The organism is Verrucomicrobia bacterium CG1_02_43_26, assembly GCA_001872735.1.
GTDB lineage: Bacteria > Verrucomicrobiota > Verrucomicrobiia > Opitutales > CG1-02-43-26 > CG1-02-43-26.
Genome location: MNWT01000006.1, coordinates 197,338 through 210,541, shown reverse-complemented (window position 1 = coordinate 210,541; position 13,204 = coordinate 197,338). Strand labels below are relative to the sequence as shown.

Sequence of the window (13,204 nt, the reverse complement as noted above, 5' to 3'; positions counted from 1 at the left end):
AAGGACGCGGCCATTTGGACACAACGGAATAAAATTCGCCGAGCAAATCCGGCGTATCTGGGCTGTATTCTGAATTCACAGTATCAGGGAGAACGTTCATTACCTATGTTATTTAATTTAGCACGATTTATAACAGATATCAAATTTGAGGCCAAATTTAATGTTAAAAAGGTTAATTTTTCTATCTTTGAAGGCAGCAATTCACTGATCCGTCAGCAAATGAAAAAGGAAAGAGCGTGATACCCTTTCCTTGCGTGCAAAGAGCTGAATTAAAACCTATCTAGCGGGAGCAGTTGGGGCAGTAGCGGTTTGCTGCGTTGTTTCCGCTTCAATCATAACCTCTTCTCCTTCAAAACTGTCATCCTCGTTGAGCGCTTCCATTTCTTCATTATAGACCTCGTCGAACGCCTTGTAAATGGCAGCAAGACTCTTTACCGGGCATTGCGTTTTAATCGTTAGCGTATTGTTAGCTGTGATGACGACACCCTCGATTGGCGGCATTTTTTCGATGTCCTTTGGCGACTGATTGGCGGGAGCAGTGACCTCCTCACTATTGTTGCGAATGGTATCGATCAAAATATTACTATTGATTTGGTAATGAGCCAGGACACCATTTTTAGGCGTAAAGACAGCCATTAAGTTATTGGGAGCCACGAAGTTAACCCGCATATCCTCGATCAAGTTATGAATAGGCTCGAGGTCGTTAGCAATAAGGGCATCCCCATCTATGGAGGCTATGTAGCGACGTCTTTCAAAAAGAGTGCTCATTTGCCCAGCATCATTTGTTTCTTGTTCGGTGACCACTGCGTAGTGGACGGGAATATCATAAAAAGCGCTGATATTAGGGGTATAATCAAACTTGATATGGGAACCGAATGCCTTGTTAAAATTGGGTACCACGTTTTCCTTCATTTGAGAGAACGTATCGAGGAATACAGCATCATTGTAGGAACCACTGAGTGCGACAACGGCACCGGATTCGCTATCCATGTTTTCCACCGAGCCAGCAAAAGGCCCTTGAGCGGATGAAACAAAACGATAGAAAAGCGGTTTGTAGGCAGCGAGGAAAGTTTGGAAGTCCGCGTTATCAATTTTTTCGAATCTTGCGAACAAGTAGTCTGCATAAGTAACAACGGCGCTGGGATCAAATTGGCCGGCGAAGACGCAAGAGTGATCATCGGTAAAGTAACGCGCAACCGGGAAAGGCATACCTGTTTTTTGCGAGAAAAGGGCAGCTTCGGGACTACCCGGCATAGCCTTGAGAGAAGAAGAGAACATAAGTGCCTCTGGTGCAAAGTCTAAGGCGAAAGAAAATTCATCAATATTATCATCGAGAGGATCGTAGATGCTCGCCAACAAGGCATAGAACGGTTTACCCTTCATGTCCTCAGAAACAATCATAGAAGGCTTGCTTTGAGCATCGGGAGCCATGAGAGGGGATGTTTTTTGAACAAAGAAATGGCCATCTAGATCAGTCGCTAAAGGGGCTTGGTTAATGGCAATCAGAGCCTCGAAATCAAAAGCGGAATCAATAAAAGGCTTATCGGCGGAGATGAGCAACCAGTCGTTGTGTTGGACGTAGTAGAAATCCATGTCATCGAGCTTTTGCTTAATTTCGCCCGCGCTTTTGCCGATTTTGACTAAAAATAAGATATGCTGGGTACTTGGGTTTTCATCTAAGTTAGGAACATTCTCATCTTCAAAAAAGAAGAGCGTGAGATTGGTATCCGAGGAAAGGTTAGGAAACTCGGGGTAACCAAGAAAACCGAAAAAGATCATAGGAATGATTTCGACCATTTCCTGTTGCTGGGCAGGGTAGATCTGCCGTATCATGGACATGGCTCGTGTTAAAGAAGTCTGTAAAGGTTTTAGGCGGATGTAGCCATAGGGCTCGGCAGAAGTGGCCAAAGCGGATGATGCCGCCATTTTAGTGGCAGTCATCTTTGGTACCGGACTCGTTGCCGCAGTATCCGTGGCGGAGATATCTCCAAACAAATTACCCGTCATCTTTGGTAGCGGACTCGTTGCCGCAGTATCCTGTGCCAATAAGGCTCCGGGGATAGCGGTGATTAAAAACGTAGACAAACAGAGGGCGGTTTTTTTAAGATAGGGGATTAACTTCATGATAATAAAAATTTAATTTACAAAAAATAAGAAGACAATCCAAATGGTTGATTTAAAAAAAATAGTCGCGTATTGCGATGAACGCGTTAGACGCAACGAAGTAAAAGATTTTTCCGGCTCCTTTAACGGGCTACAATTTGAAAATAACGGGAAAGTAAGTAAAATAGGCGCTGCGGTGGATGCCGGCTATGGCCCCTGCCAAGAAGCAATTGCGAAAGGAATTGATTTTTTGATCACGCACCATGGATTATTCTGGCGGGATAATAAACCGATAACCGGCCCCCTGTACCAGAAGTACAAAACGATCATGGAAGGAAATCTGGCCGTTTATGGAAGCCACTTACCCCTGGACTGCCATCGAGAAATCGGTAACAACGTAACGATTGCGGAAAAATTGGGGCTCAACATCGTTGACTGGTTTTTGGAGTACGAAGGCAATATGATTGGGGTAATCGCCGAAGGCGTGACCTCTCGAAAAGCGTTAGTGGCGAAATTGGAAATACTGTTTCCCGACACGGTTAAAAAAATCGAATGCGGATCGGATAACATCAAACGCATCGGGATATGTTCCGGCAGTGGGGATCTTTCTGTCGACCAGCTATTAAAACATGGCGTAGACACCTTTATTACGGGAGAATTAAGACAACACCAATTTACGGTGGCGCAGGAACTCGGGCTTAATTTATACCCCTGCGGACATTATCACACAGAAGTGTTTGGGGTGTGTCGCCTGGCAGAAGAAGTGGCTAATAAATTTGGGTTACCCTGGGAGTTTATAGCAACCGACTGCCCCCTATAAAAATCATGAAAACAAAAAAAATAGGAATATTAAACGGCCCGAATCTGGGGGCATTAGGACAGAGAGAGCCCGCTATTTACGGCAGCAAAACGCTTGCGGATCTTGAAAATGAAATTCGTGAGGCCGCCAAGCCCCTGGGCTTTGAAGTTGAGTGTTATCAATCGAATATTGAAGGCGAGTTAATCGACAAAATAGAACATTGGCGCGGAAAGGTAACCGGCGTTGTGTTTAACCCGGGAGCTTATACGCACACTAGTATCGCTTTAAGAGACGCGATTGCGGGCAGTGGGTTGAAATTTATAGAAGTACATATCTCTAACATTTATGCGCGAGAGCGCTTTCGCCAACATTCGTATACCGCGGGCGTTTCCGTTGGAGTTATTACCGGACTGGGATTCGAGGGGTACGTGATGGGAATGACCTATCTAGCGCAAAATTATTAATTAAAATATTAGTGAGTATAATAAAAACGATCCTATTAAACATTCTAATATTGGCCTCCGTAATGGGCCTACACGCTGAAGTTGCGATTGGAGATGACGCGCCCGATTTTTCGTTACTAGACGCACAAGGCTCAGTCAAAACATTATCGGACAACAAAGGGCAGATTGTTATACTCGAGTGGCATGATCCGCTCTGTGCGTACGTAAGCAAATTTTACAAGAAAGGCGTGCTGCAAGAGCTTCAAGAAAAGTATACGAAAAGCAAAATTGCCTGGTATATGATCAATTCAAACGCGCCGGGGAAACGAGGGTATTTAGCTAATAAAGAAGCAAACGATTATCTGATCGCAAACCATGCCTCGCCGAGCGCCTATTTATTCGATACGGACGGTAAAGTAGGGGAATCGTACGGTGCCACGGTGACACCAACGATTTTCATTATTAACGAAGACGGGAAAGTCATTTACAAAGGAGCGGTTGATGACAAATTAACCACAGACCCCAAAGAAGTGGGGAAGGGACGTAATTATATTAAAGCCGCTATTGAAAAAGCCATTCGTAAAAAATCGGTTGCTATACCGGAAACCAGACCTTATGGTTGCAACATTAAGTACAACAAAACAGAAGAATGAATATTGTTTGCCTAGATTTTGAAGGAGTATTGATCCCTGAGATATGGAAAGTAGTTGCCGATAAAACCGGCGAAGAAGGTTTCCGCAAAACTACCCGTGACGAACCGAATTACGATACCCTGATGAGCGCGCGCTTAAAACTGATGGACAAGCATGGTATTACCATACAACTATTCCAAGATGTTGTGGAAGAAATGGAACCCTTGGAAGGTGCACGAGAGTTTTTAGATAAATTGCGTTCGATGACGCAAGTGATCATTTTATCCGATACCTATGAGCAGTTTGTGCAACCATTACTCAAGAAATTGGATTGGCCAACTATTTTTTGCCACAGCTTGCAGATTGACGGGACAGGCCGGATTGAGAATTATTGCTTCCGCCTGGAAGATCAAAAGAGAAAGGCCGTTCACGCCTTTCAAAAGCTAAATTATCGCGTGATTGCGGCAGGAGATTCATATAACGACATCACCATGCTAGAAAGCGCGGATCACGGCATCCTCTATTGCCCCCCGGACAGCTTATTACAAGAAAAGCCCAATTTGCCGGTGGCGTATGATCATGACGACCTGTTGGCACAAATCGCAAAACAGTTAGAAGCTTAAGGCTCATATTGAGCCCATTGCGGTATTCACTTGAAAGAAGTTGACCTTTTGGGGGTTATTTGAGACCGTTGAGAGACAAGGGAACAGCCTACCCAATATTTGTCTTGCGATGAAATCAACGGACTTAAATTTCTTCTAAAGGAACAATATGAAGGTTCTAGAAAACTATATGAGCAAAGAGACCGACCTGGTGAAGCAAATGGAGCAGCTAGCCAAAAAAGCTAAAGCAGCTTCATTGGCATTGGCTACTATAAGCGATGCCAACAAAAATGATTTCCTGGAACAACTTGCGGACGCGTTAGAAAAAAACCGAAGTGCCATTCTTGAAGCCAATGCAAAAGACGTAGAAATGGGCGAATCCCTGGCGATTGGTAAACAAATGGTATCCCGACTAGCACTCGACGATGCCAAAATTGACGCGATAATTGATGGCGTAAAAGACATACGTGCGCTCAAGGATCCTGTAGGTGAAATTTTAGAACTGATTAAACGACCCAATCAACTAGCCATACAAAAGGTACGCGTACCGATCGGCGTGGTTGCCGTGATTTATGAATCCAGGCCAAATGTTACGATTGATTGTGCCGCACTTTGCGTAAAAGCAGGGAATGCCGTGATTCTACGCGGTGGCCGTGAAGCCTTTAATACGAATAAAATTTTAGCCAAAGCGGTCGAAGAAGCCATTGAATCAAGCGGCCTCCCTGAAGGCGCCGTGCAAATGGTACCCACCGTAAATAGAGAAGCCATAAAGACACTTTTAAAACTCAATCGTTATATTGACTGCGTGATCCCCAGAGGCGGCGAAGCGTTAATTGAATTTGTTATAGAGGAATCCAAGATACCCGTTATCAAGCACTCTAAAGGCGTTTGCTCGATCTATATCGATAAAGACGCGGATCTGGATATGGCAGAATCTATATTAATAAACGCAAAATGCCAGAACCCTGCCGTGTGCAACGCCGCGGAAAACTTATTTATCCATAAAAACATTGCCCCCAAGGCGCTTCCCAGGCTTGCTCAAGCATTACACGAAAAAGGAGTTGAGCTTAGACTAGACGGTGTTTGCGAAGGCATTATTCTTTGCAACGACATCAACATACCATTGCACCCAGCCACAGAAATGGACTTCCACACCGAGTATCTGGATTTAATTTTATCGGTTAAAATAGTCTCTTCAGTCGAAGATGCCATTCGGGCCGTTAATACTTATGGCAGCGGGCATTCGGACGCAATCGTGACAGAAGATGAAGAAGCGGCGCAAAAATTCCTCAAAAGCGTGGATTCTGCGGCCGTTTACTGGAATGCCTCAACAAGGTTTACTGATGGTAATCAATTTGGGTTTGGCGCCGAAATTGGCATCTCTACCGATAAATTGCACGCGCGCGGCCCCATGGGAATACGTGATTTGTGTACTTATAAATATGTTATACGTGGAAACGGGCAAGTCAGAGAGTAACTGCTCCTGTTAATAAAACCTGAGATAAGCCTCTTCCAAACCCTTAAGCGTAAGGTCAGGGTCATAATCGATATCGATTGACCAGGACTTGGGGATAACCTTAAGGCTACCTCCCGTTGCGACAACTTTCATGCCTGAAGGCTGTGATTTAAGTGCGTGTTCGATGAGTGCTTTAATTAAACCCGAAAAACCGATCATGCACCCGATGGCCATGGCATCCTCTGTCGATGTCACGGAATCAGGGACGTAGAGTAAATCCTGCGGAAACAAACGAGGAAGAAGAGCTGTTTTTTCGTTAAAATAATCCGTCATGATAGACAAACCCGGAGCAATGGCGCCCGGTGTGTACACATTTCCATCGGTTACAAAATCGAGCGTGATGGCCGTACCTAAGTCAATCACAAGTGTAGGTGAGCCATAATATTTTTGAGCACCGATGCAACTTGCGAGCCTATCCTGCCCGACTTCTTCCGGTCGAGGGTAATTAATGGTTAGCCCCACACACTGTTCATGCGTCAATTGAAAGAGAAGGAGACCTGTTTTTTGTAATGAAAGCTCCAGCTGCGCGTTTACTAGAGGCACCACTGAAGCATAAGCAACTGCCTCGAAAGGGAGTGCTAATGCGTTTTCTATAGCATGGCAAAATGCATTTTCGTGCGTATTAACGCGTTCCGAAAACAGAACTACTCCATCCTCCAACACACCAAATTGAGTGCTCGTATTTCCGATATCGATACACAATATTTTCATGCCTGATAAGAAGAAGATAAACTGACGTCGGCCGCGGACAGCTTCTTTACCGAGCCATCGCCTAAATCCAGCAACAAATGGCCATTTTCGTCTATGCCGGATACAGTTCCAGAAAACGCATCCGTACGTGTTGTCGCGGTGACGCTTTTACCACGCAAGAAATCGTATTCGTTCCATAAATCGAATAACTCCGGCGGGTTTGGGTTTTCAACAAACGCCTGATAGGCATGGTACCCACATTGAATAAAACGAGCGGCAAAATGATTGATCGGGAAAGGATGGCCAGACTCAACCTCAAGCGTTGTTGCTTTATCCTGCAGCTCCTTAGGAAAACGAGCGAGAGGACCATTAATATTTATACCCACACCAAAAATCATATCACGCGTATAATCCGCGTCTATACGAGCCTCCGCGAGCATGCCCGCAATTTTCTTGCCCTGAATAACAATATCATTTGGCCATTTTATAGAAACAGCCAGGCCGGTATAGTTTTTTATGAAACGACAAAAATTAATCCCCATCCATAGGGAGAAGCATTGCATGGCCTGCGGTGCCAGTCTTGGCTTAAAGCCGAACGTAAGGTAGAGACTACCGGGATTATCACTTTGCCAAGAGCGACCTAATCGCCCCCTACCAGCAGTCATTTTTTTCGCGACAACCGCGAAAGGAACATCTAAACCTGCTGCAATTTGGCGCTCCGCCTCGGTATTGGTACTATCAACCACCTCATGAAAAAAAACAGGCATGGCGCAATCGCACCGCTGGAGGTAAGCCTTGAGAAGGCTACCCTGAAGCACATCAGGCACGGATGCGAGGCTATAGCCACGATTTTGAACGGCATCGAATTCAAAACCCTCCTTACGCAATTTCTCCAAGTGCGACCATATACTGACGCGAGAAATATCAAATTTTTTTGCCAAGGCGCCTCCTGAAATAAACTCACCCTGCTTTTCTAAAAAGCAAACCAGCAACTGGGTATCCAAATTATGCTTCATAACGCAATATTCCAATCCATGCTAATATCGCACCAGCGAGCTTGGTGAACGAGCGCGCCACATGAAATAAAATCCAGACCGAGGTGGGCTAATTCAGGCAGTGTATCCAAATTAACATTACCGCTTGCTTCCGTATAGACCTGTTTATTAATAATCTCTAATGCCTTTTTGATATCGGGAACAGAAAAATTATCCAACAAAATAATATCCGGCTCTGCAACCAGTGCAGGAACGATGTTTTCAACCGCATCCACCTCAATTTCGACAGCGATTCCCGGGTAGTCTCGACGGGCACTGCGCACCATTTCTTTCACCTTGGGAAGGCAGTCATTTACCAATACCGCAAAATGATTATCCTTTAACATAATGCGATCGAACAAGCCGATTCTATGATTCCAAGCGCCCCCGCACGCAACGGCATATTTTTCAAGCACCCGGAAACCAGGCGTTGTTTTGCGCGTATCGAGGAGTTTTGTCTCTGAATCTCCTAGGGTTTGGACGAATTTGGCGGTTTGGGTAGCGATGCCGGAAAGATGTTGCAGGAAATTGAGCAAAACGCGCTCTGCGGCTAATAACACCATGATAGGGCCAGTGACTTCTGCCAGACAAGTACCGGCGGGAACCGGTTCACCCTCTTTTACTTTAAGGGAAACGGTGCACCCTTTGCCATAGCAGTCTAAAATAATTTGCAGGAAAAGCAGACCACAAGGGCGAAGAGCCTCTTTAGCGATAATGTGAGCCGAGCCTGTGGCATCCCCTTCTATAGGGAGAGCCCGGGTAGTTAAGTCGCCATGGTATTCTGAGATATGCTTTAAACCAACACCATCCATGTCCTCAGCCTTTGCGTGCCGAGCCATCTTTTTAAGATAATCGAGGTCGATCTCACCCCAAGTGAGTTGCCTGAAAAGCTGATCGCGGATAGGATCTGAGGGTGTTAGAGAGACATCGCGTGCCATGAATAAATACTCTATTCAAAGCGGATTTTTTTGCAAATATTCTTTTAAAAAGAAAAGCGAGGTAATGGACAACGTGTGGTGGATGCGACCATCGAGCGCCATCTCAAACGCTTCCTCTAACGGGAAAAGCCTTATCTCCAGCTCTTCGTTGTGATCCCAATTAGGCGCTTGCATGTAAGTGCAGTTACGCACGAGATAGCAGTGGGATTTATTATCTTGTAAGGCTGGGTTAGGCGAACAAGAGCCGATGTGCAGTGGGGCATCACCCGCATAACCGGTTTCCTCTAAAAGTTCGCGAACGACTCCCTGGCTTGGAGATTCACCTTCATCCAACGTTCCGCCGGGAAGCTCCCAAGAAAGGACATCTGAGCCGAAACGAAATTGGTTAACGAGGATGATCTGTTTGTCCTCCGTAAGAGGAAGCGCGAGCACCCAATCCGAAAATTTAAGCACATAAAAATCGTCCTCTGACTTGCGCACGGGATGTTGATAACGCCGGCAGTAAACGGAATATATTCGGCACTCGGAGTGTACCGTTTCTCCTACAGGTTGCCACAAATGGGGCGTGTGGTTGGGTTGTGTCATAGATTTTAGTTTATTATATATTATAGCCCAAAGCTCTAAAAAAAAGCACCCTGTCGTATTATTGTAGTACGACAGGGTGCCTGAATTTGAAGATAAATCAGTAATGCTTACAGAAATTCCTTTTCCGATTTAGCCTCGCGTTGCCATAACGGTACATCGACCTGCTGCTGTTGGACTGGAACCGTCGTGACAGTCCGGCGACGAGTGATTGCCCCGAATGCATTCTGAACATAACGAACCCCACCCTGAGTGGCTTCAAGAACTAAAGTAGCGCATGCAAATGCAGCCATCCCTATCGTGTAAGACACATCTTTATAAGTTTTTTTATCAAGGCCAATAACCATTATCTGTCTTTATTTATGTTAAATTAACATCTTATACTTCCATCCTCGCAAACAGTATAAAGGGCATGAGCTTACATGCGTAACCTAACGAGTTCAAGACTATTCTGGAACAAAGCTGGTTTATGCAATTTGTTGCACCGTTTATTATATTCCCTTTAGGGAATACCTCGGGGAATTTTCAAAAACCATCCAAATATTATGGATTGATAATAGTCCGCTGAAATAATGGTGTGTTATTATTGTTGTGCTGAGTGATGATCGGCTGCAGTGGTATATAGGGAACAGTTCGGCGATGAGGGATTGCCCTCACGACATGTCGGACAAAACGAACGCCTTTTCGTCCAGATTCTATGATGATAGTTTTGCCTATAACAGCTGTCATCTCTAGCAGGAGAGACAAGTCTTTAGAATCGCTTATTTTAAAGCTCCCTGGAACTATCATTGTTTTTATTTATCATGAATTAATATTGCCACTTACCCTCTATACACAATAGCACTGCAAACAAAAATTAGCATACCGCAATCCAAATTCAAGGCTTTTTTCGTCTTATGACGGCCTAATGCTTGTCCTTTGGGCTGATCTCTCTGGCTGTAATCTGTGTATCCTTTAGCTCGAGCGGCGGATAGGATTTTGTTCGGCTCCTACGCCTAGAAGCAGGGACAACCGCGGATTCGATACGGGTAAGTTCTTGATCAATGCAAAAACAAGAATTTACGACCCATGCCACAGGAGTCGTTATGTACTCTATGAAACCGATAAAATAATCCATGACATTGACGTTAAAACAAGTAGAATAATAAAAACGATCAAGCGACTATCCTTAATATATAATGACATCGGACTATAACAACAAGCTACAATTTGCCAGTGATAACTACAGCCCTGCGTGCGATTCGGTTTTGAAAAAAATTACGGCGGTGAGTACAGGGTTTGCCGTGAGCTATGGAGAAGATAACTGGTGCCATGAAGCCAGGCAACAGATACAGCAATTTTTTGAGACGGACTGCGAGGTGTACTTTGTGTTTAACGGAACAGCAGCGAACGCCCTTAGTTTATCCACGATCTGCCAACCCTACCATGGCATTATTACGCACCCGACATCCCATATACAAGTGGATGAAAGCGGAGCACCGGAGTTTTTTACCCACGGGTCAAAAATTTTCTGTTACGGGGATAATTTAAAAAAGTTTAAAGCAGAGGACATTTCCAAAATCTGCCATGAATCGCACGGAGTACACTCTTCAAAACCAAATTGCTTTTCCTTTAGCCAATCTACAGAAGTCGGGCTTGTGTATACACCAGAAGAGATTAAAACCCTATGCCAAGAAGCTCATTCGCATGGGTGGAAAGTGCACATGGACGGAGCCCGCTTTTTTAACGCAATCGCTCAGCAGAAAGTAACCCCTAGGGAATTAAGCTGGCAGGGCGGGGTAGATGTCATGAGCTTTGGAGGCACGAAAAACGGGTCTACCATGGCAGAGGCAATTGTCTTCTTTAACAAAGAATTGGCAAACGAGTTTGGATGGCGGCAGAAGCAAACCGGGCAATTATATTCGAAGTCGCGTTACCAAGCAGCCGCTTGGCTAGGGTTACTAGAAAACGAAGTGTGGCTGCAAAACGCGAAAAACGCAAATGCGCAGGCAGCTTATTTAGCGAAAGGGTTAAGGACGATTGAAGGAATTGAACTACTGTACCCCGTGGAAACAAACATTCTCTTTGCAAGCATGCCGGAAAAAACAGCAAAAGCATTACTGGATGATGGTTGGCGGTTTTATGATTTCCCTAAAATTGGCGCGTGGCGATTTGTGTGCTCCTGGTGTACGAAAGCGGAGGACGTGGATCGGTTCTTGCAGGATATTCGTAAAAATGTTTAAGTACTAGTAGACCCAACCTCAGTATTATCATCATCAACCTGATTTATTTAAGATGAAAAAAGAGTTTTCCGACATCGGCCTAATTGGATTAGCAGTTATGGGGCAAAATCTTGCCCTCAATATAGCGGACCACGGGTTCCAGATCTCTGTGTTTAACAGAACTACCTCCAAGATGGAAAAGTTTGTAGCGGAAAACCCGGATACCCCAGGCGGCTTGTATGGCTTTAAAGAACTCCAAGACTTTGTAAAATCGTTACAGCGCCCTCGCAAGATTGTACTTCTGGTGCAAGCAGGGGCGGGCACGGACGCGGTGATTAATGAAGTCGCCCCCTTGCTCGAAAAAGGAGATATTATTATTGATGGCGGCAATGCTAAGTGGACAGATACGATCCAACGAGAAAAAGATTTAGCCGCAAAAGGGCTATTATTTGTAGGTTCCGGCGTTTCCGGAGGGGAAGAAGGGGCTCGATTTGGCCCATCCCTTATGCCAGGCGGCTCGAAAGAAGCTTGGAATGCGATTAAGCCAGTTTGGATGGCCATCGCGGCGAAAGTAGATGACAAGACCGGAAAGCCGATCGAAGGGGCAGCCCCCGGAAGACCGGTGACGGGAGGCGTTCCCTGTACAGCTTATATTGGAGAAAACGGCGCGGGGCATTACGTCAAAATGGTCCACAACGGCATTGAATACGGGGACATGCAGATGATTTGCGAGGCGTACCACGTGATGCGTGAGTTATTAAAACTCTCTACAGACGAGATGGCAGACATTTTCACAAAATGGAACACTGGGGTATTGGATTCCTTTTTGATCGAAATTACGGCAAATATTTTACGCCAACGCGACCCTAAGACCAATAAGCCTTATGTAGATTCTATCCTGGATACTGCAGGACAAAAAGGCACAGGCAAATGGACTTCTATTAGCGCCTTAGATATGGGGGTGCCGGCTCCAACGATCGCAGAAGCTGTTTTTGCTCGTTGCATGAGTGCGATTAAAGAAGAACGTGTTGCGGCATCTCAAGAAATTAAATTTGAAGGGGAGTATCCTCAAGAAAAGAAAGCAGAGATCATACAAGCGATTCATGACGCGCTCTATTGCTCTAAAATATGTGCTTACGCACAGGGGTTTGCGCTTATGAAAGAAGCGGAAAGAGAGTACGGATGGAAGCTAAACTTTGGCGAGATTGCCCAAATATGGCGCGGCGGGTGCATTATACGCGCGGCCTTTTTGCAAAAAATCACTGAGGCTTATGAAAAAAAGTCTGACCTGGCGAACCTCGTCCTTGACCCCTACTTCAAAGCCGCGCTTGAGAAAAGCCAAAAGAATTGGCGTAAAGTTGTCTCGCTCGGTATAGAAGCAGGCATTCCGATGCCGACATTTATGTCCGCGCTGGCATATTTTGATGGCTACCGGTCTGCACAGCTGCCGCAAAACCTGCTTCAAGCCCAACGGGATTATTTCGGTGCGCACACTTTTGAGCGGGTTGATTCTCCCCGCGGCGAGTTCTTCCATTACGACTGGTTAGAAGCAGTCCAGGCCTAGTAAAAAGAATTCTGGCTGGACAAAATGGTTTTGCTACCTAGCATTAGATGCTAGCAATGGCGCTTATATGGCTAAATACTTATTCCATACTAAGTCGTCA

Annotated in this window: 14 protein-coding genes; 7 read left to right on the top strand and 7 right to left on the bottom strand. The window is 45.3% G+C overall.

What is annotated here, in order from left to right; all coding sequences use genetic code 11:
- Window positions 1-276: 276 nt before the first annotated feature.
- A complete protein-coding gene (locus tag AUJ82_03160; GenBank protein ID OIO60421.1) occupies window positions 277-2,124 on the bottom strand; it encodes a hypothetical protein in 1,848 nt (615 codons plus the stop codon).
- A gap of 43 nt (window positions 2,125-2,167) precedes the next feature.
- Between AUJ82_03160 and AUJ82_03155 the strand changes: the two genes are divergently transcribed.
- From AUJ82_03155 to AUJ82_03135, 5 genes are all read left to right on the top strand, one after another.
- On the top strand, window positions 2,168-2,923 hold the full coding sequence (locus tag AUJ82_03155) for a Nif3-like dinuclear metal center hexameric protein (protein OIO60420.1): 756 nt from the start codon (window positions 2,168-2,170) through the stop codon (window positions 2,921-2,923).
- Between the two features lie 5 nt (window positions 2,924-2,928).
- Window positions 2,929-3,366 carry a type II 3-dehydroquinate dehydratase gene (locus AUJ82_03150; GenBank protein OIO60419.1) on the top strand — a complete coding sequence of 146 codons (438 nt, stop codon included), beginning with the start codon at window positions 2,929-2,931 and terminating at the stop codon, window positions 3,364-3,366.
- A gap of 62 nt (window positions 3,367-3,428) precedes the next feature.
- Entirely contained in the window at window positions 3,429-3,998 is a 570-nt protein-coding gene (locus AUJ82_03145) for a hypothetical protein (GenBank protein OIO60418.1), read from the top strand.
- Complete coding sequence (locus AUJ82_03140; GenBank protein OIO60417.1) at window positions 3,995-4,600, top strand: phosphoserine phosphatase; 606 nt, start codon at window positions 3,995-3,997, stop codon at window positions 4,598-4,600. Before AUJ82_03145 ends, AUJ82_03140 begins: the two co-directional genes overlap by 4 nt.
- A gap of 169 nt (window positions 4,601-4,769) precedes the next feature.
- Window positions 4,770-6,056 carry a glutamate-5-semialdehyde dehydrogenase gene (locus AUJ82_03135; GenBank protein ID OIO60487.1) on the top strand — a complete coding sequence of 429 codons (1,287 nt, stop codon included), beginning with the start codon at window positions 4,770-4,772 and terminating at the stop codon, window positions 6,054-6,056.
- A gap of 9 nt (window positions 6,057-6,065) precedes the next feature.
- On the opposite strand, the gene AUJ82_03130 is transcribed toward AUJ82_03135, so the two are convergent.
- The 6 genes from AUJ82_03130 to AUJ82_03105 form a co-directional block, all read right to left on the bottom strand.
- A complete protein-coding gene (locus AUJ82_03130; protein OIO60416.1) occupies window positions 6,066-6,806 on the bottom strand; it encodes a hypothetical protein in 741 nt (246 codons plus the stop codon).
- Window positions 6,803-7,801, bottom strand: a complete 999-nt coding sequence (locus AUJ82_03125) for a biotin--[acetyl-CoA-carboxylase] ligase (GenBank protein OIO60415.1) — start codon at window positions 7,799-7,801, stop codon at window positions 6,803-6,805. The genes AUJ82_03130 and AUJ82_03125 overlap by 4 nt, the downstream gene beginning before the upstream one ends.
- Window positions 7,798-8,631 (bottom strand): nicotinate-nucleotide diphosphorylase (carboxylating), encoded by an 834-nt coding sequence (locus AUJ82_03120; protein OIO60486.1) that lies wholly within the window; start codon window positions 8,629-8,631, stop codon window positions 7,798-7,800. The genes AUJ82_03125 and AUJ82_03120 overlap by 4 nt, the downstream gene beginning before the upstream one ends.
- Before the next feature lie 141 nt (window positions 8,632-8,772).
- Complete coding sequence (locus tag AUJ82_03115; GenBank protein ID OIO60414.1) at window positions 8,773-9,342, bottom strand: hypothetical protein; 570 nt, start codon at window positions 9,340-9,342, stop codon at window positions 8,773-8,775.
- A 107-nt stretch (window positions 9,343-9,449) separates the two neighbouring features.
- A complete protein-coding gene (locus AUJ82_03110) occupies window positions 9,450-9,686 on the bottom strand; it encodes a hypothetical protein (GenBank protein ID OIO60413.1) in 237 nt (78 codons plus the stop codon).
- Between the two features lie 557 nt (window positions 9,687-10,243).
- Window positions 10,244-10,456 carry a hypothetical protein gene (locus AUJ82_03105; GenBank protein ID OIO60412.1) on the bottom strand — a complete coding sequence of 71 codons (213 nt, stop codon included), beginning with the start codon at window positions 10,454-10,456 and terminating at the stop codon, window positions 10,244-10,246.
- 61 nt (window positions 10,457-10,517) lie between these two features.
- Between AUJ82_03105 and AUJ82_03100 the strand changes: the two genes are divergently transcribed.
- The gene (locus AUJ82_03100; GenBank protein OIO60411.1) at window positions 10,518-11,561 is read left to right on the top strand and encodes a hypothetical protein; all 1,044 of its coding nucleotides are present in this window, start codon (window positions 10,518-10,520) and stop codon (window positions 11,559-11,561) included.
- 52 nt (window positions 11,562-11,613) lie between these two features.
- The gene (locus AUJ82_03095; protein OIO60410.1) at window positions 11,614-13,104 is read left to right on the top strand and encodes a phosphogluconate dehydrogenase (NADP(+)-dependent, decarboxylating); all 1,491 of its coding nucleotides are present in this window, start codon (window positions 11,614-11,616) and stop codon (window positions 13,102-13,104) included.
- The last annotated feature ends 100 nt before the right edge of the window (window positions 13,105-13,204 follow it).